General features: G+C 61.2%; 19 protein-coding genes and 2 tRNA genes. 8 read left to right on the plus strand and 13 right to left on the minus strand.

Annotated features, from left to right (window positions below):
* Window positions 1-169 precede the first annotated feature (169 nt).
* Genes petA through ACTRWK_RS06505 form a run of 3 tightly spaced genes read left to right on the plus strand, consistent with a single transcriptional unit; the run spans window position 170 to window position 2,940 of the window.
* Entirely contained in the window at window positions 170-730 is a 561-nt protein-coding gene (petA, locus tag ACTRWK_RS06495; protein WP_037942947.1) for a ubiquinol-cytochrome c reductase iron-sulfur subunit, read from the plus strand.
* A 12-nt stretch (window positions 731-742) separates the two neighbouring features.
* The gene (petB, locus tag ACTRWK_RS06500; protein ID WP_005850964.1) at window positions 743-2,086 is read left to right on the plus strand and encodes a cytochrome b; all 1,344 of its coding nucleotides are present in this window, start codon (window positions 743-745) and stop codon (window positions 2,084-2,086) included.
* Window positions 2,087-2,091: 5 nt separating this feature from the next.
* Window positions 2,092-2,940, plus strand: a complete 849-nt coding sequence (locus ACTRWK_RS06505; RefSeq protein ID WP_037942948.1) for a cytochrome c1 — start codon at window positions 2,092-2,094, stop codon at window positions 2,938-2,940.
* A 132-nt stretch (window positions 2,941-3,072) separates the two neighbouring features.
* Here the strand turns inward: ACTRWK_RS06505 and ACTRWK_RS06510 are convergent, their stop codons facing one another.
* The 3 genes from ACTRWK_RS06510 to dapF are packed head-to-tail and all read right to left on the minus strand — an operon-like array spanning window position 3,073 to window position 5,654.
* Complete coding sequence (locus ACTRWK_RS06510; protein WP_005850966.1) at window positions 3,073-3,432, minus strand: putative quinol monooxygenase; 360 nt, start codon at window positions 3,430-3,432, stop codon at window positions 3,073-3,075.
* Window positions 3,433-3,492: 60 nt separating this feature from the next.
* Entirely contained in the window at window positions 3,493-4,749 is a 1,257-nt protein-coding gene (gene mtaB / locus ACTRWK_RS06515) for a tRNA (N(6)-L-threonylcarbamoyladenosine(37)-C(2))-methylthiotransferase MtaB (RefSeq protein ID WP_132997444.1), read from the minus strand.
* On the minus strand, window positions 4,746-5,654 hold the full coding sequence (gene dapF, locus ACTRWK_RS06520) for a diaminopimelate epimerase (RefSeq protein ID WP_462843876.1): 909 nt from the start codon (window positions 5,652-5,654) through the stop codon (window positions 4,746-4,748). The genes mtaB and dapF overlap by 4 nt, the downstream gene beginning before the upstream one ends.
* A 104-nt stretch (window positions 5,655-5,758) precedes the next feature.
* On the opposite strand from dapF, the gene ACTRWK_RS06525 reads away from it, so the two are divergent.
* Window positions 5,759-5,834: transfer RNA gene (locus tag ACTRWK_RS06525), tRNA-Lys, on the plus strand.
* Window positions 5,835-5,915: 81 nt separating this feature from the next.
* On the opposite strand, the gene ACTRWK_RS06530 is transcribed toward ACTRWK_RS06525, so the two are convergent.
* From ACTRWK_RS06530 to ACTRWK_RS06570, 9 genes are all read right to left on the minus strand, one after another.
* Window positions 5,916-6,686: a LamB/YcsF family protein gene (locus ACTRWK_RS06530; RefSeq protein WP_037942952.1), complete on the minus strand. Its 771-nt coding sequence runs from the start codon at window positions 6,684-6,686 to the stop codon at window positions 5,916-5,918.
* A complete protein-coding gene (locus ACTRWK_RS06535) occupies window positions 6,687-7,715 on the minus strand; it encodes a 5-oxoprolinase subunit C family protein (protein ID WP_037942953.1) in 1,029 nt (342 codons plus the stop codon).
* Window positions 7,712-8,449, minus strand: coding sequence for a 5-oxoprolinase subunit B family protein (locus tag ACTRWK_RS06540; protein ID WP_005850971.1), 738 nt, complete (start codon window positions 8,447-8,449; stop codon window positions 7,712-7,714). The genes ACTRWK_RS06535 and ACTRWK_RS06540 overlap by 4 nt, the downstream gene beginning before the upstream one ends.
* On the minus strand, window positions 8,446-9,756 hold the full coding sequence (locus ACTRWK_RS06545) for a TRAP transporter large permease (RefSeq protein ID WP_009825820.1): 1,311 nt from the start codon (window positions 9,754-9,756) through the stop codon (window positions 8,446-8,448). The genes ACTRWK_RS06540 and ACTRWK_RS06545 overlap by 4 nt, the downstream gene beginning before the upstream one ends.
* Before the next feature lie 4 nt (window positions 9,757-9,760).
* Window positions 9,761-10,285 carry a TRAP transporter small permease gene (locus ACTRWK_RS06550; protein WP_005850973.1) on the minus strand — a complete coding sequence of 175 codons (525 nt, stop codon included), beginning with the start codon at window positions 10,283-10,285 and terminating at the stop codon, window positions 9,761-9,763.
* 73 nt (window positions 10,286-10,358) lie between these two features.
* Window positions 10,359-11,348 carry a TRAP transporter substrate-binding protein gene (locus tag ACTRWK_RS06555; protein WP_037942954.1) on the minus strand — a complete coding sequence of 330 codons (990 nt, stop codon included), beginning with the start codon at window positions 11,346-11,348 and terminating at the stop codon, window positions 10,359-10,361.
* 39 nt (window positions 11,349-11,387) lie between these two features.
* Window positions 11,388-12,632 (minus strand): NAD(P)/FAD-dependent oxidoreductase, encoded by a 1,245-nt coding sequence (locus ACTRWK_RS06560; protein ID WP_037942955.1) that lies wholly within the window; start codon window positions 12,630-12,632, stop codon window positions 11,388-11,390.
* A 164-nt stretch (window positions 12,633-12,796) separates the two neighbouring features.
* Window positions 12,797-14,002, minus strand: a complete 1,206-nt coding sequence (locus tag ACTRWK_RS06565; RefSeq protein WP_462843844.1) for a winged helix-turn-helix domain-containing protein — start codon at window positions 14,000-14,002, stop codon at window positions 12,797-12,799.
* Window positions 13,999-15,036 carry a LacI family DNA-binding transcriptional regulator gene (locus ACTRWK_RS06570; RefSeq protein ID WP_132997449.1) on the minus strand — a complete coding sequence of 346 codons (1,038 nt, stop codon included), beginning with the start codon at window positions 15,034-15,036 and terminating at the stop codon, window positions 13,999-14,001. Before ACTRWK_RS06570 ends, ACTRWK_RS06565 begins: the two co-directional genes overlap by 4 nt.
* Before the next feature lie 156 nt (window positions 15,037-15,192).
* Here ACTRWK_RS06570 and ACTRWK_RS06575 point away from each other — a divergent pair.
* A tRNA-Arg gene (locus tag ACTRWK_RS06575) sits at window positions 15,193-15,269 on the plus strand.
* A 253-nt stretch (window positions 15,270-15,522) separates the two neighbouring features.
* Here the strand turns inward: ACTRWK_RS06575 and ACTRWK_RS06580 are convergent.
* Window positions 15,523-16,593, minus strand: coding sequence for an alcohol dehydrogenase family protein (locus ACTRWK_RS06580; RefSeq protein ID WP_462843845.1), 1,071 nt, complete (start codon window positions 16,591-16,593; stop codon window positions 15,523-15,525).
* 81 nt (window positions 16,594-16,674) lie between these two features.
* On the opposite strand from ACTRWK_RS06580, the gene ACTRWK_RS06585 reads away from it, so the two are divergent.
* The 3 genes from ACTRWK_RS06585 (at window position 16,675) to ACTRWK_RS06595 (ending at window position 19,161) form a co-directional block, all read left to right on the plus strand.
* Window positions 16,675-17,187 (plus strand): TetR/AcrR family transcriptional regulator, encoded by a 513-nt coding sequence (locus ACTRWK_RS06585; RefSeq protein WP_289084193.1) that lies wholly within the window; start codon window positions 16,675-16,677, stop codon window positions 17,185-17,187.
* Between the two features lie 247 nt (window positions 17,188-17,434).
* On the plus strand, window positions 17,435-18,019 hold the full coding sequence (locus ACTRWK_RS06590; protein ID WP_407474219.1) for an ANTAR domain-containing response regulator: 585 nt from the start codon (window positions 17,435-17,437) through the stop codon (window positions 18,017-18,019).
* Window positions 18,016-19,161, plus strand: coding sequence for an ABC transporter substrate-binding protein (locus tag ACTRWK_RS06595; RefSeq protein ID WP_462843846.1), 1,146 nt, complete (start codon window positions 18,016-18,018; stop codon window positions 19,159-19,161). The genes ACTRWK_RS06590 and ACTRWK_RS06595 overlap by 4 nt, the downstream gene beginning before the upstream one ends.
* Window positions 19,162-19,308 lie beyond the last annotated feature (147 nt).

The raw sequence follows: 19,308 nt of genomic DNA on the forward strand, positions 1-19,308 counted from the left end.
AAAAATCCGGTCTGCACCCTTGAAGGAATGCAACACTGCGACGGTTTGCGCGACAAAGGTATCTGGACGTGCGCGACGCAGCCCGCTAGTAACCAAAAGAATTGTGGGAGGTGCGTCAGCGCCGCCCCTTGATTTAATGGCCGTCAGGCCCTCGATTTGGAGTTAACCCGTGTCCCAAGCAGAAGATCACGCAGGCACCCGGAGGGATTTCCTCTATTACGCCACAGCTGGTACAGGTGCGGTCGCCGTCGGCGCGGCAGTCTGGCCATTGGTCAATCAGTTGAACCCATCCGCAGATGTGAAGGCGCTGTCGTCCATCCGCGTCGATGTGTCCGCTGTTGAGCCAGGTACACAGCTCACGGTCAAATGGTTGGGTAAGCCGGTGTTCATCCGCCGCCGTACCGAAGAAGAAATCGCCAAGGCACGTGACGTTGAAATGTCCGAGCTGCCCGATCCGGGCGCCGAGAACGCCAACATCGCAGCCGGTGCCCCCGCGACGGATGAAAACCGCGCCATGGCCGGTAAAGAAGACTGGCTGGTGATGATGGGCGTCTGTACCCACCTGGGCTGCGTGCCTTTGGGCGACGCAGGTGACTTTGGCGGCTGGTTCTGCCCCTGCCACGGGTCGCACTATGACACTGCGGGCCGTATCCGCAAAGGGCCAGCACCGCGCAACCTGCCGGTGCCAATCGCAGAATTCGTGGATGAAACCACGATCAAACTAGGTTAAGGGAGAACGGGAATGGCTGGAATTCCTCACGACCATTACGAGCCGAAATCTAACGGAGAGAAGTGGCTGCACACCCGTCTTCCCGTTGTCGGACTGCTGTATGACACATTGATGATCCCGACACCGAAGAACCTGAACTGGATGTGGATCTGGGGCATTGTTCTGACGTTCTGTCTGGCACTGCAAATCGTGACCGGCATCGTGCTGGCGATGCACTACACACCCCATGTCGATGTCGCCTTCTCGAGCGTTGAACACATCATGCGGAACGTGAACGGCGGCTACATGCTGCGCTATCTGCACATGAACGGCGCGTCCCTGTTCTTTGTTGCGGTCTACGCGCACATCTTCCGCGGCCTGTACTACGGGTCGTATAAAGCGCCACGTGAAATCACGTGGATCGTCGGCATGCTGATCTACCTTCTGATGATGGCAACCGGCTTTATGGGCTATGTTCTGCCTTGGGGTCAGATGTCGTTCTGGGGCGCTACGGTTATCACCGGTCTGTTCGGTGCGATCCCGTTCATCGGGGAAAGCCTGCAAACGCTTCTGCTGGGCGGGCCTGCGGTCGATAACGCCACGCTGAACCGTTTCTTCAGCTTGCACTACCTGCTGCCCTTCGTGATTGCCGGTCTGGTGATCGTGCACATCTGGGCCTTCCACACCACCGGGAACAACAACCCCACAGGGGTCGAGGTCCGTCGCACAAGCAAGGAAGACGCAGAGAAAGACACGCTGCCCTTCTGGCCCTACTTCGTGATGAAAGACCTGTTCGCGCTGGCCGTGATCCTGGTTGTTTTCTTTGCGATCGTGGGTTTCATGCCGAACTATCTGGGCCACCCCGATAACTATATCGAGGCGAACCCGCTTTCGACGCCTGCACACATCGTGCCTGAATGGTACTTCCTGCCGTTCTACGCGATCCTGCGTGCCTTTACTGCCGAAGTCTGGGTTGTTCAGATTGCGTCCTTCGTGACCGGTGGCATCATCGACGCCAAGTTCTTTGGTGTTCTGGCGATGTTCGGTGCGATTGCGGTGATGGCGCTGGTGCCTTGGCTGGACACATCCTCGGTGCGTTCGGGCCGCTATCGTCCCATGTTCAAGTGGTGGTTCGCGCTGCTGGTGATCGACTTCTTCGCGCTGATGTGGCTGGGTGCCATGCCTGCGGAAGAGCCCTATGCCAGCTTCTCGCTGATCGCTTCGGCCTATTGGTTCGCATACTTCCTGGTGATCCTGCCGCTTCTGGGTGTGATCGAGAAACCAGCGCCGCAGCCTGAAACCATCGAAGCCGACTTTGACGCGCATTACGCGCCAAAAACCGGCGGCACCAAGACGCTGGTCAAGCCAGCAGAGTAAGGACCATGACAATGATCAAGAAAACCTTCCTTTCGGCTGTTGTCGCCTTGGGCTTTGCAGGTTCCGCTGCTTTCGCCGCCGGTGGTGAAGCGCATGTCGAAGACTTTGACTTCTCTTTCGAAGGGCCTTTCGGGTCCTTCGATGCCAACCAGCTGCAACGCGGTCTGCAAATCTATACCGAGGTATGCTCTGCCTGCCACGGGATGAAGTTTGTGCCGATCCGTACACTTGCGGATGAAGGTGGCCCCCACCTTCCCGAAGATCAGGTGCGTGCCTATGCCGCGAACTTTGATATCTTCGACCCCGAGCTGGACGACACACGCCCCGGCACGCCGGTTGACCATTTCCCTGAGTCCGCGTTGGATACTGCGCCCGACCTCAGCTTGATGGCCAAGAAGCGCGCCGGTTTCCACGGGCCTTATGGTCTGGGGATCAACCAGTTCTTCAAAGGCATCGGCGGACCCGAATACATCGCGTCCCTGATGGTCGGCTATGAAGAAGCGCCTGCCTGTGCCCCCGAGGATTTCCCCGGTCACTACAACACAGCGTTCCCAAGCGGCGGTATCCCCGAGTCCTGTAAGGACGAGAATGGCCACGCCACTATCGAAGGCAGCTGGATCGCCATGGCACCCCCGCTGTACGGCGACGACGTGACCTATAACGACGGCCACGATTCTGACCTGCACCACGAAGCCGAAGACGTTGCGGCCTTCCTGATGTGGACAGCCGAGCCCAAGATGATGGCACGCAAGCAAGCCGGTTTTGCTGGCGTTCTGTTCCTGACGCTGTTGTCGGTACTCCTGTACCTGACCAACAAACGTCTGTGGGCGCCTGTGAAACACAAGGAAGACTGATCTTCCTTCACACGGCCAATGCCTGAATATAGCCCCCCGATCCATTGTGGTTCGGGGGGTTTTCTTTTTTTGCGGTAGTCGGCTGGTCGCCAAACGCGCGGGTCAAATACCGCGACAGACGGTGCCTGTGGCTTAGCGGTGGAACCCTGCCACGCGGTCCAGCCGCACACCGCCATAGCCCGCAAGCACGGACATCACCGCGGCGGTGGCAGGGCCGTAGACGGTTAAACGCACCGGCATAAACAGCTCTGTAAACCGGTCAGCAAAGCGGCCACCGAACTGCGCAAAATGCGCCATCACGGCTGCATTGTCCGCATAACGTTCCAGCACAGTGCAGGTGCGTCGGTCGTCGGACATGTAGAATTCGCAATGCAGCGTACGCGGTTCGTCTGCCTCTGCAGCCTGTACCATTTCCTCAAGCAACGGTTGGACATTGTCGCCCTGACCATCCCGCACGTCCATCTCGAGGACCCATTCGATAATTTCGCTCATGTTAACCCTTTCTCGCTAGGGAATCACCCTAGAGGAGAAAGGTTTACAATCTGCAACGTCTCACACAGCCAGCAGATGCCCTGCGTTCTGGCCGGTGATCGTGGCCGAAATGATCGCGCCCTCGGTCTGGGGGGTGGCAAAATGGGTTTCGGTAAATTGTTCGGTCCGGCCCATGGTGGGGCTTTCCATCAACACCTGATGGGCGCGACCTTGTTGGGCCGCCAAATGGCGCGCGACCTGCGCGTCACCCGCAGCACGCAGCTGCGCCGCGCGTTCCTTGATGAGCGTGCCGTTCACTGCTGGCATCCGTGCCGCGGGCGTGCCTTCGCGCGCCGAATAGGGGAAGACATGCAGCCATGTCAGATCGCAGTCCGTCACCAGCTTGAGCGAGTTTTCGAACATCGCGTCGGTTTCGGTGGGGAAACCGGCGATGATATCGGCCCCAAAGGTCATGTCGGGACGCAGTTTGCGGGCCTCTTGGGCAAAACCAATCGCATCATCGCGCAGGTGGCGGCGCTTCATCCGTTTCAGGATCATGTCGTCGCCGTGCTGCAAGGACAGATGCAGGTGCGGCATCAAGCGGGGCTCGGTGGCGATGGCCTGCATCAGGTTCTCGTCCACCTCGATCGAATCGATGGAGCTGATGCGCAAGCGGGGTAGGTCCGGCACCAGCCGCAGGATGCGCATTACCAGATCCCCCAGCTTGGGCGTCGCGGGAAGGTCCGCACCCCAACTGGTTAGATCGACGCCGGTCAGAACGACTTCGTTAAAGCCCTTGTCGACCAGTCGCTTGATCTGATCCACCACGACCCCCGCGGGGACCGAGCGGGAATTGCCGCGGCCATAGGGGATGATGCAGAAGGTACAGCGGTGATCGCAGCCGTTCTGGACCTGCACATAGGCCCGGCTGCGCGTGCCGAAACCGTCGATCAGATGCCCCGCCGTTTCGGTCACCGACATGATGTCATCGACCTGCAGCGCCTCTGTCTCGCCGATGAAATCAGCCGCCAACCCCTGCCACGTCGCGCCCACCATCTTTTCGGTGTTGCCGATGACGGCGTCGACCTCTGCCATCTTGGTAAAGGTCTCCGGTTCGGTCTGGGCGGCGCAGCCGGTGACGATCAAACGCGCGTCGGGGTTGGCCTTACGAAGCTTGCGGATGTCCTGACGCGCCTTGCGCACGGCCTCGGCGGTGACGGCGCAGGTGTTGACGATTACCGCGTCTTTCAGGCCGGCCTGTTCGGCCAGTTCTTTCATCGCTTCGGTCTCATAGGCGTTCAGGCGGCAGCCGTGATTCGAGAAGATCGGGGCGCTCATGTCAGGCTTTCCAGAAACGAAGGGGTCAGCACGCCGCTGAAGACATGGGCCGAGGGGCCGGTCATCCAGACGCCATCCTCGCGCCAGTCGATGTGCAGCATGCCACCGTCCAGATCAATGCGCACGGCGTGGCCTGTCAGCCCTCTGCGTGCCGCTGCCACGGCCGTCGCACAGCTAGAGGAGCCGGAGGCCAGCGTGATGCCCACACCCCGTTCCCACACGCGCATACGGATGTGATCGGGGCCGATGATCTGGGCGATCTGCACATTGGTGCGTTCGGGGTAAAGCGCGTGATGCTCGATACCGGGGCCAAAACCGGCCAGATCAATCGCGTCGACATCATCAACAAAGAAGGTGCAATGGGGGTTGCCCATGCCAGTGGCTGTCGGCGCACCGTCGATCGGCAGCTCAAGCGTATCCATCTGGCGAGCAAGCGGAATTTCGTCCCAGTCAAGCTGTGGATGACCCATGTTGACCGATGTCAGGCCATTGCCTGCATCCCGCGCCGCCAGATCGCCGCGGTCGGTGGTCAGGTGCAGTTGGGTCTTGCCTGTTTCCTCCATCAGGAACCGCGCGATGCAGCGCGTAGCATTGCCGCAAGCGGCAGAGGTAGAGCCGTCGGCGTTGAAGAACGTCAGATGCGCATCAGCCGCGCCATCGGTGATCACGGCCAGCTGGTCGAAGCCCACGCCGAACTGGCGATGCCCGATGGCCTGCGCAAGGGCAGGGGTCACCTTCGTGAGCGCCGGGGGCGCGTCGGCACGCGCATCAGTTTGGCGCGCATCCAGCACGACCTTTTCGCGTGCATCCAGCACATCTTTCTCGCGCGCATCCAGCACGACAAAATCATTGCCCAGCCCATGCATCTTCATGAAGGGCAAACCGTTGGTCAGATCACTATACATTCGGCGCATATAACGCGGCATTTGAAACTAATCCAGCGAGAGTGAAATTTTTCGTAAGTTTCCGCTTGACCCCAAGGCCGCACCTTTTTAGATACCCGCCTAGTGGGCCGTTAGCTCAGTTGGTAGAGCAACTGACTTTTAATCAGTAGGTCGATGGTTCGAACCCATCACGGCTCACCACTACTTTCCAGTCTGACTGGAACGGATAAAAACAGCGCCCCTCGGGGCGCTGTTTTTCGTTTCAGGTGTTGGGTTTAGGACTTAGCCCGTATGGCCTTCAAAACATTTCAGCGCGATCCCTGCTTCTTGCAGGGATGATTTGACAGCGCGGGCAATATCGACGGCTTCGGGGGTGTCGCCGTGCAGACAGATCGTATCGATCGCGGCAGGAATTGTTTGGCCGCCCTCGGTCAGAATCGCACCGGCTTTTACCATTTTGACCATCCGTTCGCCCGCCAGTGCCGCATCGTGAATCACCGCACCGGGTTTAGAGCGGTCGACCAGCGTCGCGTCGTCATTATAGGCGCGGTCGGCAAAGATCTCTCCGGCCCACTTACAGCCAAGCGATTGCACCGCGCCCTGCTGCGCCGTGGCGGCCAGCACCATGACGATCAGATCAGGCGCGACGCTGAGCGCGGCCTCATAAAGGTCACGGGCCAGTATCTCGTCCTCTGACGCCATATTGGCGAGCGCGCCGTGCAGTTTCAGGTGCCGCACCGATGTGCCAAGGCTGCGCGCCATGCCGACGCTGGCGGCGACCTGATAGCGGACCTGATTTTGCAGCGTGCCCCGTGGCACCGACATGCGGTTGCGGCCAAAACCGGCCAGATCCATGAAACCGGGGTGCGCACCGATACCGACGCCATTGTCACGCGCCAGCGCCATTGTGGCAGACATCACATCGGCGTCACCCGCATGGCCGCCACAGGCGATGTTGGCAGAGCTGATGATTTGCAACAAAGCGGCATCATCGCCCATTTTCCACGGGCCAAAGCTTTCGCCCATATCGGCATTCAGATCGACGGTCGGCATTTAATGCTCCTCTTCAAAGGGGTTGTCGGTGGCAGAGATCGCGCCCCCCACCAGCTGATAGGCCAGCAGGTTGCGGATTTTGGCAGGGTCGCGGACCAGCGGCGTGACCTGCCCGCCAAGCGCTTTGATGTCTTGGCGGTGCTGCGTCTCGAGCGTGATGGCCTGTTCCAGCGTGATGAATTCGAACCGGATCGCGGTGCCCGATGCGGCCTGCGCCACGCGGGGCAGGTCGCGGGGAATCACGGTCCCGATGCGGGGATAGCCGCCGGTGGTCTGGCACTCGCCCATCAGCACGAAAGGTGCGCCGTCCCCGGTGATCTGGATGTCGCCGGGCACGATGACCTCGGACAGGATGGACAGACCGCCCTCGGCGCTGAAACCGTCGCCGTCGTGGTCCATGCGCACGCCCATGCGGTTGGCACGCGGGTCGCGGGTAAAGGCGGTGGTTTCGAAGCGTTCGCGTTCATCAGCGGTAAAGTGGTCGGTCTGCATGCTGGCCACGACGCGCACGGTGCCGCCGTCAAAACGACTGTCGCGGGGCAGTTGCAGCCCCGTTTCGCGCGACTTATCCGCCCCAAGGGGCAGCGCGTCGCCCGCAGCAAGCGGCTGGCCCAGACCTGCGCTTAGGTGGCTGGCCCGTGCCCCCAACAGTGTGTCAGAGGCGATGCCCCCGCCCACATGCAGATAGCCATAGGTGCCGCCCGTGGTGCCGCCAATGGTCAGCTTTGCGCCCGCGGGCAGCATGTGGCTGGCGTTCCAGACGATGGCATCCCCGTCGATGCTGGCGGCCATGGTGGCCCCTGTCAGGGCGATACGGATGTCGGCGTCAGCCGTGAAGGTCCCGCCGGTGCCTGTCATCTCTATCACCGCAAGCTCGGGCGATTGGCCAAGCAGGGCGGCCCCTTCGTAAAGCGCCACGGGATCGGCGGCACCGCCCTTTGTAAGCCCTTGGGCACGCCAACCGGGACGGCCCATATCCTGTATGGTCAGGGCGGGACCGGCTTGGGAAATGGTGAGGGTCGCGCTCATGCCAGCACCTCTGTCTCTGCGCCGCCCTGGCCGGTTTCATCTGTCGCGGTGATCTTGTCATATTCGGCGCGCGATATGGAGGGGAAGCACAGCTCGTCCCCCGGTGACAGGGCAAAGGGTGTGTCGCTGCGCGGGCGGAAGGTCTTGAACGCGGTCTGCCCGATGTGGCGCCAGCCAGTGGGGGAGGCATTGGTGAAGATAATCAGCTGCCGGATCGCCACGATCAACGCGCCGGCGGGGACGGATTTTGTCAGCCCCTGCTGGCGCGGAATATCCCAGTTCTGCGGCAGTTCGCCCATATAGGGCTGGCCGGGGGCAAAGCCGATGGTCAGCACCCGTACGCGCGCCTGCGACAGCTGTGCAATCGCCGCATCGGGGTCCAGCCCCGCAAGCTCTGCCGCTTCTTCAAGCTGTGGCGCAAGGTCGGTGCCATAGACCGTTGGCACATGCCACAGCGTCCGCCCCGTCGGCAGGTCAGAGGTGTACCAGTCGCGCGTTGCCAGAAGGTCGTGCAGCCGGTCCAGCAGGGTGTCCACCGAAGCCGCCACCAGATCGATCTGCAGGAAGGTGGACACCAGCGATGTGCTCGTCTCTGTCACCTCGGGCCAGTCGGCGGCATCCACGGCGGCGCGAAACGACAGGGCGGCGCGGTTCGCGGGCTCTGACATCGTGTCCGCAAAACGCACCAGCACGCCGGACAGGCCAACGGTCTGGATCAGGGGGAAGTCGGTCATTGGGGCACCTGCCTTAAATTTTCGGGCAGCCAGGTCGCGATGTCGGGGAAGAAGATCAGGACAAAGACCATCACCACCATGATCAGGAACATCGGCAAGGCGGCTTTGGTGATATATCCCATCTCGTGATCCGTCATGCCTTGCAGCACGAACAGATTGAACCCGATCGGCGGCGTGATCTGCGCCATCTCGACCACGACCACAACAAAGATTCCGAACCAGATCAAGTCGATCCCCGCACCGCGCACCATCGGCTCAACCACAGCCATGGTCAGCACGACCGACGAAATACCATCAAGGAACATGCCCAGTACGATATAGAATACCAGCAGCGCCATCAGCAGTTGAAAGCGCGTCAGTTCAAGCGCTGCAATCCCGTCCGCCAGCGCACGGGGCAGGCCGGTAAAGCCCATCGACAGTTTAAGAAAGGCAGCACCCGCAAGGATCAATGCGATCATGGCAGAGGTGCGCATCGCCCCCATCAGGCTTTCCTGAAAGCTGGTCCAGTTCAGCGACCCCTGCATCAACGCCAGCGCCAGCGACCCCAGCACACCGATGGCCGCCGCCTCTGTCGCGGTGGCGTAGCCCAGATACATCGACCCGATCACCACCGTGATCAGCCCGAAGACCGGCAGCAGAAAGCGCGAGTTGCGCAGCTTGGCGGCAAAGCTCATCCCTGTCTCGACGCTGGGGTTCCAGTCCTTCGAGGTCAGCGCGATAAAGGCGACATAGGCCATGAACATCAGCGCCAGAATAAGCCCCGGCAGGACGCCGGCAAAGAACAGTTCGGTGATGCTTTCGTTCACGGTGACGCCGTAAACGATCAGCGCGAGCGAGGGCGGGATCATCAGCCCCAGCGTGGCGGCACCGGCCAGCGTGCCGATGATCATCTTTTCGGGATAATTGCGCGCCCGCAGTTCGGGGATCGACATTTTGCCCACGGTCGACAGCGTCGCGGCAGACGACCCTGACACGGCGGCAAACACGGTGCAGCCGACGATATTGGTATGCACCAGCCCGCCGGGCAATTTCGCCAGCCACGGCGACAGCCCTTTGAACATATCCTCGGATAGCCGCGTCCTGAATAGAATCTCACCCATCCAGATGAACAGCGGCAGCGCGGTCAGCGTCCACGAGCTGGACGAGGCCCAGATCGTCGTGACCATAGCATCGCCAACCGGGCGGGTGGTAAACAGTTCCATCCCGAACCAGGCGACGCCCATCAGCGCCAGGCCAACCCAGACGCCGGTGCCCAGCAGGAACAGCAGCACAGTGATAAACAGAATGATCGCGTAAAGTTCCGTCACAGCGTCACTCCCCAAAACTTTGATCGACAAGATCGCGGGTGAGACGGTGTTCGCCTTTTACGATCAGATAGAGCAGGTTATCGGTCAGCGCGATGGCGAGGATGCCACCGCCCACAACCATCACCGACTGCGGAATCCACAAGGATGTGGCGTCTTGCGACTGGCTGACTTCGTTGAATTTCCACGACCAGTAGACGAACCAATAGGCGTAGTAGGTGAAATACCACGCAATCGCCGCGGCAAGGCCGAAGCACCATATTTCAAGAAGCCGTTTCGGGCCTGCGGGCAGTGCGTTCAGCAGCACCGATACGCGGATATGCGCGCCACGGTTCAGCGCGTTGGCGAATGCGAGGAAGCTGGCGGCGGCCATCGCATAGCCGGCATAGCTTGCCGCACCGGGGAAAACCTCGCCGGTCCAGCGGGCAACCATCTGCACCACGATCAGCAGCAGGATCGCGACAAGACTGACGGCAGCCAGGGCACCAGATGCGAAATAGATGAAATCAAGCAGGCGTCGCAGGATGTTCATGGGAAAGGTCTCCGGATTGGCGGATCGAACGTCAAACGGCGGCACCTGTGGGGGGGGGCCGCCGTTCGTTGATTTACTGCATGGATTTGTAGCTATCGACGATCGCCTGACCGTCCTCGCCCGCATTCTCCAGCCATTCGGAGGTCATGGTGCCGCCAATGTCGCGCAGGCCGGACATCAGCTCTTCGCTGGCGGGTTCCACGGTCATGCCGCCTTCGCGCAGCCCGTCATAGGTGAACTGCGTATAGTCCTTGGAGGCTTGCAGCCCGCGCGTTTCCGCATCGCTGGCACAGGTGGTGATGATCGCCTTGTTTTCCTCCGAGACATCGTTCCACACGTCATTGTTGATCATGATGTAGTTGCGCGGCAGCCAAGCGTCGACCTCGTAGAAATGGGTCAGGCTTTCCCAGACTTTCTGGTCATAGCCGGTCGCACCGGACGAGATCATCGATTCCGCAACGCCGGTGGCAAAAGCCTGGCTCAGCTCGGCGGCTTCGATGGTGACGGGCAGCATGCCTGTCAGCTCTGCCAGACGGCTGGTGGCGTTGTTGTAGGACCGGAACTTGACGCCCTTCATGTCCTCGATCGTGTTGACCTCTTTCTTGAAGTACAGACCCTGTGGCGGCCATGGCACGTTATAAAGCAGCGTCAGGTTCTGCTCTGCCAACAGCTCTTCGATCTTGGGTTTCGCGGCTTTCCACAGCTTGTCGGACGCCTCGAAGGACGGCGCGAGGAAGGGGATGGAATCAAAGCCGAAGATCGCGTTTTCATTCTGGTGCCCCGACAGGATGCGTTCGCCCAGCTGGACCTGACCGGTCTGGATCGCGCGTTTGATGTCGGCACCCGCGATCAGCGACCCGCCGGGGTGCACGGTGATCTCGATCTCGCCCGCGGTGCCTTCGGTCACGCAGTTGGCAAATTCAACGCCGTTCTCGGAATGGAAGTTCGACGCCGAATAGGCCATCGGCATGTCCCATTTCTCAGCCGCGAAAGCGGGTAGGGCGGCGGTAACCGTCAGGGCGGCGGTTGCGACGCCTGTCATCAATGTGGTGGTCCGTTTCATGTGGTTCTCTCCTTGTTGGTATGTCTTTGGTTTGCGGGGTTAGCCCCTGCTAAACCGTTGTGGTGCATAGGGCTGCAGGTCGGTGTTGACGGGTTGCCCCATAACCAATCCTGCGACGAGGCGGCCTGTTTTGGGCCCGCCTGTCAACCCGATGTGGTGATGCCCGAAGGCGGTAAAGACCCGGCTTGTGCCAACCTGTCCGATCAGGGGCAGGCTGTCGCTGGGGGCAGGTCGGTGCCCCAGCCATTCGATTTCGCGCGTGGCCTCAAGCTGTGGAAAGGCCGCCTTGGCCTGTCGCCGGAGCAGCGCCAGCGGGGCCTTGGAAGGGGCTGCGTCAAGCCCGCCGAATTCCAGAATACCCGCGCAGCGTAGGCCCTGCGCCATGGGGGTGGCAACGAATTTCCCGCTGGCGATCATCACGGGGCGCGCGGGCCCGCCCGTCGCGCCCTCGAATATCACATGATAGCCGCGTTCGCTTTCCAGCGGGACGTTCAGCCCCAGCTTGGCCATCAGCGGTTTTGACCAGACGCCGGTGGCCAGCACGATATCGTCACAGGCCACGCGGCCTTGGGTCGTCTCGACCCCGGAAATCGCGCCGCCGGGCAGGTCGAAATCCTTGACCTCGGCCTGCAGGATCGTGCCGCCGCCCTGTTCGAACGCCCGCGCCAGGGCGCCGACATAGCCGCCGGGGTCGCGGATAAAGCTGTGGTCCTTCATGGTGGCAAGCAGGTGGATGTCCGGCCCGAGCGTCGGTTCATACTCGTGTATCTGCGGCCCCTCGATCAGCTCTGGCGCGAACCCCGCCTCCGCCCGCAGCGCCCAGGTGTAGGCTTCGGCGTCAAACGCGGCGCGGTTTCGGTAGGCGAAAACATAATCGCTGTCCCTCACCCAGTCGGACAGGCCCAAATCAGCGGTCAGGCTTTTGTGTTGGTCCACACTGTCGCTGACAATAGGCGCGAGCCCCTGCGCAATCCGGCGGGTGTCGCGGTCGTTCGCGACCCGCAGATACTTTGCCAGCCACGGCAGCAGACGCGGCAGATAGGGCAGGCGCAGGTAAAGCGGCACATCCGGGTTCAGCAGCATCGCGGGGGCTTTGGCGATCAGGCCGGGGGCGGTGACAGGTGCCACGGCGCAGGCCGCTAGCACGCCCGCGTTCCCATGTGACGTGCCTGTTCCCGGTGCCGCGCGGTCAATGATCGTGACCTGCGCGCCTGCGCGTTGCAGCCAGATCGCCGATGACACACCGACGATACCCGCCCCCACGACGACCACATGGCGCGTCATGGGCGACCCTTGGGGTGAAAACAAAGACGGTTCGACATGGTTCTTGATTCCTTTCCGCTCACTTTGGCAGGGAAAAGCAATACGTCAACAAAATGTTTACAAATTGTCATCGTTGTCGCCTGCGCAAGCATGTTCCGCCAATTCGTTCATCGAAACGGAGTGGGTTAACGAAGCCAGCCGTCTTCGAAAGCGATCTGACTGACGCCTGCCAGACGGATGATGCGGGCCAGCTCTGCCTCGAAGGCGGCTTGTTTGCCTTTGCCCCACCGGCTGCCCGGCTCTGGCCAAAGGGCGCGTACCACCAGCGTATCGCGGTCACGGTGTGCTTTCATATCCACCCGGGCGACGATGCTGTCGCCCTGCAGGATCGGAAAAACATAATAGCCATAGACCCGTTTGGGCGCGGGCACGAACATCTCTATCCGGTAGCGGAAGCCGAACAGACGTTCGGCGCGTTTGCGATCGCGCAAGGCCGGGTCAAAGGGGCTGAGCACGCGCAGCCGTGCGGTCGGAGCCATGTCTCTCGCGGGGTCGCTTGCCAGACCGGGACGGGCAAAGCTGCGATGGACTGTGCCGTCGGCGCCCGCGATCTGCACCTGCTCGACACGTCCGACGGCCTGTTCACGCTGGACCCATGCCTTCGCCTCTGCCGGAGAGATATGCGCCCAGAATGCCGCCAGCTCCCCCGGTGTGGCAAAGCCCAGACGATCCAGCGCGCCGTTGCAGCACCAATCGATGGTCTGCGCCTCATCCGGTGCCTGCGACGGGTCGCATAGCGCCGCGTCAATCACCCGCTCTGTCAGGTCATAGCGTTTCTGGAAGCCGTCCCGCCCTACAACGCAAAGCGCACCGGCGCGCCACAGATATTCCAGCGCGGTTTTGGAGGGATGCCAATCCCACCACCCGCCGTTCGAGCGCGGTTCATCCTGCCCGACATCAGACGACGACACCGGCCCCTGTGCGCGGATCTGGTCCAGCACGGTCTGGAACCGCCCCTCGAAATCATGTTGGTGCCAGTTCTTGTACCGCTGGCGCAGCATCTGCGCGTCTCGCTGGCGGCGCAATTCCCAATGGGGGTAGTATCCCATCGGGATCACCGCGGCGTCATGGGTCCAGTGCTCAAACAGCGCCCCATCGCGTTCATACAGTGTCTTCAACGCTTGCGGGCGATAGCGTTGGCGGCGCGAGAACAGGATCAGGTCATGCGCCCGCGCCACGGTATTGATGCTGTCCAACTGCACAAAGCCCAGCCCCTGGATCAGCTGCAACAGGTCTTTCCCGCTGGCGGGCCCTTGGGGCGCATCGCTTAGCAGATGGCGATGCAGAAAGATGCGACGGGCGTCGCGGTTGCCGATCAGCGGCAGCGTCATACCTTGCGGTTGCGGCGCAGCGTGTCCCCCAGCGACAGGGTCGGTGTCAGGGTAATCTGCGTTTGCAGGTCGGGGTCCGGTTCATCCAGTGTATCGTTCAGAATGATACGCGCCGCGGCCTGTCCGATCTCGAGCCGACAGGCGTCCATCGTGGCAAGCTGACGGGGCAAGCCCTGTAGCAGTTCGACGTTGTTGAAACCGGCAAGGCCGATCTGGCCCGGAATATTGATGCCCTGATCGATCAGATATAGCAATCCGCCCGCGCCGATCATGTCGTTTGAATAATACAGGAAATCCAGCTCGGGCGACCGCTCAAGCATGTCTTGCGTCATCTCGCGCCCCTTGGCCAGCGCAGAGCCGCCAGAGTAGAACGCGCGGTCCTCGATCTCTATCCCGGCTTTGGCGAGCCCTTCGGTAAACCCTTCGAACCGTTTGCGGGCGCGGTGGTCAAGCGGCATCTTGGTGCCCATGAAACCGATGTGCTCATAGCCTTCCTTGAGGATCGCCTTGGCCATTTCCTGCCCCGCACGGCGGTGCGAGATGCCGACCATCGCATCGATCGGGCGCCCGTCAACATCCATGATCTCGACCACGGGGATGCCCGCGTTCTTGAGCATGGCACGCGTCGCATCGCTATGTTCCAGTCCCGCGATGATCACGCCCGAGGGCCGCCACGACAGCATTTCATAGAGAACACGTTCTTCTTTTTCGGGCATATAGTCGGTGACGCCCACGACCGGCTGCAGCGGCGTGTCTTCAAGCACCTGATTGACGCCGTTCAGCACCTCGGGAAAGACCATGTTCGACAGCGACGGGATAATCACCGCAACAAGGTTCACCCGTTGGGACGCCAGCGATCCGGCAATCTGGTTGGGCACATACCCCAGCTCTTTCGCCGCAGCCAGCACCCGCCGGCGCGTCGCTTCGGACACGTCGCCGCGTTTTCGCAGAACCCGGCTGACCGTCATTTCCGACACCCCGCAGGCATCGGATACATCACGAAGGGTCAACGGGCGTTTCGGAGGCTGTGTCAAAGGCGCTTGTCCTGCTTGAAAGTGGTATTCTATCAACAGCGTAGTGCGTCGGTCGGGCGCAGGCAATCACCATATCAAGCCCCCCACCACAGCGCTGCCATACCACCGTGCAGTGTGGCTGGATCACCACCCCGTTTTGCGCTAAGCCAAACCCGTGGCCCCGTGGCTCAACTGGATAGAGCAGCCCCCTCCTAAGGGGCAGGTTGCAGGTTCGAATCCTGCCGGGGTCGCCATTACTACCTGAGAACGTGACCTATTTGCGGGGAAAGCCGAACGCGTGGAGGTAAGGGGGCGGCCTAACGTCATCGGCCAGCAGGACGTATTCGACACGGCGTGCAGCGATTGCGCATTTAATGATGGCAGAATGCGAGACGTTCTCACGGTCTGCGCGAAACCGGACCTCGACGCCATCAGCGGCGAAGGTCCGGAGCGATACTTGTGAGCAGACCGTGCCTTATGCAGGCTGTAACCTGTGCCTCGTGTCTGTCAGTCTGCGATTGTCACGCCGATTTTGCCCATATGCGACTTTTCCAGAAATGCCTTCTGCGCCGCGTGCAAGTCAGCCAAGGGATAGGTTTCGGCGACCACGGGCTTGATCTCGCCTGCTTCGATGTAGCTGACCAAATCAGTGAATACGCTTGGGGCTTGCCGGGTGCTCCCGATGAGGGTCAGATCCTTGAGGTAGAGGGTCCGCAGATCAAGTTCGACGATCGGACCGGCAATCGCGCCCGACGTGACGTAGCGCCCCCGTGGCACCAAAGCATCAAGCAGTTCGGGCCAGCGCGGCCCCCCTACAAGGTCGAGCACGACGTCGAAGGCGTCATCCGGATAAGGCTCATTGCGGTCGATCACCGCATCCGCGCCGAGGGTTTTCAGCGCCTCCATTTTCGCCGGGCTGGTAGAGGCTGTGACATGGGCACCGCGCCGCTTGGCCAGTTGCACCGCCGCCGACCCGACGCCGCCGGATGCGCCGGTGATCAAGACGCGCTCGTCCCCCAATCCGGCGCGTTGGATCATGCCTTCGGCGGTGGAGAATGCGCAAGGAAAGGACGCGAGCTCGACATCCGAAAGCGGGCTTTCGATCCGTAGTGCGTTTTCCTCGCCCACGGTGGTGTATTCCGCGAAGCCGCCATTGCGCTCGGAGCCGAAGGTCACAAGCGCATCTGGTCCGGCACCAGCAGGATGATACATCGGCCGCACCAGCACGCGCTGACCGATCCGCGCAGCGTCCACACCGCCCCCGACCGCAACGATCTCTCCGCAGCAATCCGCGCCCTGGATGCGCGGAAAGCTGAGCGCACCGGACCATCCGCCGTCGGCATCAGACGCCCCCGCGTAGCCCTCGGTTGCGGCCGACCCTGTGTCGCCCCGCACCGCTTTCGAATACCAGCCGGTTCGGGTGTTGACGTCGGTGTTATTCACCGCCGATGCGCCCACACGGATCAAGACCTCGCCAGCGTCGGGTTGCGGAACCGGAACGTCGTCACACCACTCAAGCTTGTCCAGCCCGCCATGGCCGGTGAGGCGTACAGCTTTCATCGTTTCAGGAAGTGTCATAGGGAAATCTCCGATGTAGAATGATTGCTCTACTTGCGTAGGTAGAGGGATCGCTCTACATCGTCAAGCATGACCGATATGATGAGCAAGATATCCGCAGGGCTTGAACGCGCCTTCGCCAATCGGGGCTTTGCCGAGCCCAGCGTCGAGGATCTGCGGGATGCTGCGGGCGTGAGCCTTCGCACGCTTTACAAATACACGCCGTCGCGGGCGGAAATGGTGCTTGCTGCGTTGGAGAACCGGCATCAACGCTATCTCGCCCGCGTGTTTGATGACCTGCCAGAGGCGCCGAGCGAGGCGCTTGATACGATACTGACTCGCGTTGGAAACTGGATGGTGACCGAGAGCGCGCATGGCTGCCTCTTTCATGCTGCAGTGGCCGCTGAACCGGGCAGTCAGCCGCTGCGCGAATTACTGGAACGTCACAAGGCAGAGGTCGCGGAAAGGGCCGCAGCGGCGACCGCGTTGAAGGGGGCCGATACCGCGCTGTTGTTGATCATCGAAGGGCTGACGCAAGCATGGCCCCTGCATCATGAGGCCGCGCTGGATGCGGCCAAGCGATTAGGTCTGTCGCTGCTGCCACCGGATCATTGACGGCCCCCCAGCCGAATGTCGTGGCTGTATCACGTTCCGGCCCTCGGGTGTTTTTGCGGGGGCTGCCCGTAGCTCTGGTGTAAACCTGCATGGCTGGCACCGCTGTGGTCGTGCGGCTGTTTTATTCTGCACAACAGATTGGCACATGCGTCTTTTCTGCTCGCTGTTTGGGCTAAGCGTGTCGTAAGCCGCTGGCGCACGAGGGATGCCGGATTGAAGTTGCACCGATGATCGCGGATCAAAATGCATGAATGCAGATCTGCGTATCCTGGTTGTAGAGCCAAACCCCGAACGCGTGCGTGACATCGTGGATGCACTGCGCGAAGCGGGTTGGTCTGACGTCAAGGCTTTGCTGCAGATGTCGGAACTGAACCAGACGGTGAGGGAATTTTCACCGGACATCGTTCTTATCGACCTGACAAATCCGGACCGCGATACGCTTGAACATATCTCTCACGCGACCGAGACGACCAAGCGGGCGGTCGCGCTGTTTGTGGACCAAACGGATGAGAACCTGACGCAGGCGGCGCTGAATGCCGGGGTCAGCGCCTATGTGGTGGATGGTCTTCAGATGGACCGGATAAAACCCGTGCTGCAAACGGCCATCGCGCGCTTCAAAATGATGCGTCAATTCCACTTCGAACTGAATGCTGCCAAGCAAGCGCTGGAGGATCGCAAGACGATCGACCGCGCAAAGGGGATCTTGATGCGCCAACGCGGCATGTCCGAGGATGAAGCCTATAAGCTGCTGCGCACCACCGCGATGCGCCAGAATCGCAAGGTCATCGATGTGGCGCAAGCATTGGTGACGGCAGCGGATCTGTTGTCATGAGCGAGGTTGTTCTGAACTGTGGCTATGTCCCGTTGGTTGATTGCGCCCCGCTGGTCATCGCGAAAGAGCTGGGATTTGCTGCCGAGCAGGGTCTCGCGCTTAATCTTTTGCGTCAGCCTTCGTGGTCTGCGCTGCGCGATATGCTGGCACTGGGTCATCTGGATGCGGCGCATATGCTGTCGCCAATGCCCGTGGCCATGTCCATCGGGATGGGCGGACTGCCCGCGCGGGTAGATGCGCTGATGGTCTTATCCGTGAACGGCACGGTGTTCGGCGTCTCTAACGCTGTTGCTTCCGCATTGGAGGAGGTGCGCTTTGGGGACACGACTGCATTGCTGTCGGGGCTCAGCGCGCGCGGTGCCAAACCGCTGCGTGTGGGTATCCCCTTCCACTATTCCATGCACCGGCTGCTGCTGTCCTATTGGGCCGCGCAAGCGCCCGACCTGCAGATCGAGGAAGTCACCGTGCCGCCGATGCGTATGGCGGATGCAGTCTCGGACGGGTTTGTCGACGCCTTTTGGGTGGGCGAGCCCTGGGGCGGTGTGGCCGTGCAGAATAATGTGGCCAAGCTGATGATGGCGGGCCGCGATGTCTGGCAGTTCGCGCCGGAGAAGGTGCTTGCCGCGCGACATGAGTGGGCCTCGCAGAACGAGGACAGCGTGCGTCGCCTGATGCGGGCGGTATACCAAGCGTCGGCCTGGCTTGATGCGCCGGGAAACAAGCCGCTTGCGGTCGAGATTTTGGGCCGCAGTGAACACCTGAGCATGTCGCCCGATTTGATCGATCCGGCGCTGACCGGGCATATCGTCCCCCGAACGGGGGCCTCTCCGATCACGGTGGATCGTTTCTTGCAGTTCCACAGCCATGCCGCCTCTTTCCCGTGGCGCAGCCAGGCGGCGTGGATCGCGCATCACTTAGGCGCCGACGCCGCGGGAATCGAGAAAGCCAAAACCTGTTTTCGCGCCGATCTTTTCCGCCAGAATCTGTCTGATATCGGCGCTGATATGCCCCAATCCTCCGGGAAAACCGAAGGGGCGATGACGTTGCCAACATCTGTAGCATCTGCGCGGGGAGAGATGATTCTTTCGCCCGACGCCTTTTTTGACGGCAGAACGTTTGATTTCACCGCAGCTGTGCGATGAATTCTTAAGCGGCTTCTGCATGGGCCTCTGAAAAGCTGCCGCAATGCAGAAAATTCGTTGCGTGAAGCCGCGTCTATGAGCCACCTTTGATGCCAAGGGACAACGTTGTCCGACCTATACCGCTGACCAATGCTGGTCGCACATCAC

This window comes from Sulfitobacter sp. G5_S2_6_S6, assembly GCF_054968505.1.

Coding starts and splice junctions, on each gene's coding strand:
- petB (WP_005850964.1), top strand. CDS start 743: ATGGCTGGAATTCCTCACGACCATTACGAGCCGAAATCTAACGGAGAG.
- ACTRWK_RS06505 (WP_037942948.1), top strand. CDS start 2,092: ATGACAATGATCAAGAAAACCTTCCTTTCGGCTGTTGTCGCCTTGGGC.
- ACTRWK_RS06510 (WP_005850966.1), bottom strand. CDS start 3,432: ATGAGCGAAATTATCGAATGGGTCCTCGAGATGGACGTGCGGGATGGT.
- mtaB (WP_132997444.1), bottom strand. CDS start 4,749: ATGAGCGCCCCGATCTTCTCGAATCACGGCTGCCGCCTGAACGCCTAT.
- dapF (WP_462843876.1), bottom strand. CDS start 5,654: ATGTATAGTGATCTGACCAACGGTTTGCCCTTCATGAAGATGCATGGG.
- ACTRWK_RS06530 (WP_037942952.1), bottom strand. CDS start 6,686: ATGCCGACCGTCGATCTGAATGCCGATATGGGCGAAAGCTTTGGCCCG.
- ACTRWK_RS06535 (WP_037942953.1), bottom strand. CDS start 7,715: ATGAGCGCGACCCTCACCATTTCCCAAGCCGGTCCCGCCCTGACCATA.
- ACTRWK_RS06540 (WP_005850971.1), bottom strand. CDS start 8,449: ATGACCGACTTCCCCCTGATCCAGACCGTTGGCCTGTCCGGCGTGCTG.
- ACTRWK_RS06550 (WP_005850973.1), bottom strand. CDS start 10,285: ATGAACATCCTGCGACGCCTGCTTGATTTCATCTATTTCGCATCTGGT.
- ACTRWK_RS06555 (WP_037942954.1), bottom strand. CDS start 11,348: ATGAAACGGACCACCACATTGATGACAGGCGTCGCAACCGCCGCCCTG.
- ACTRWK_RS06560 (WP_037942955.1), bottom strand. CDS start 12,632: ATGACGCGCCATGTGGTCGTCGTGGGGGCGGGTATCGTCGGTGTGTCA.
- ACTRWK_RS06565 (WP_462843844.1), bottom strand. CDS start 14,002: ATGACGCTGCCGCTGATCGGCAACCGCGACGCCCGTCGCATCTTTCTG.
- ACTRWK_RS06580 (WP_462843845.1), bottom strand. CDS start 16,593: ATGACACTTCCTGAAACGATGAAAGCTGTACGCCTCACCGGCCATGGC.
- ACTRWK_RS06585 (WP_289084193.1), top strand. CDS start 16,675: ATGAGCAAGATATCCGCAGGGCTTGAACGCGCCTTCGCCAATCGGGGC.
- ACTRWK_RS06590 (WP_407474219.1), top strand. CDS start 17,435: ATGAATGCAGATCTGCGTATCCTGGTTGTAGAGCCAAACCCCGAACGC.
- ACTRWK_RS06595 (WP_462843846.1), top strand. CDS start 18,016: ATGAGCGAGGTTGTTCTGAACTGTGGCTATGTCCCGTTGGTTGATTGC.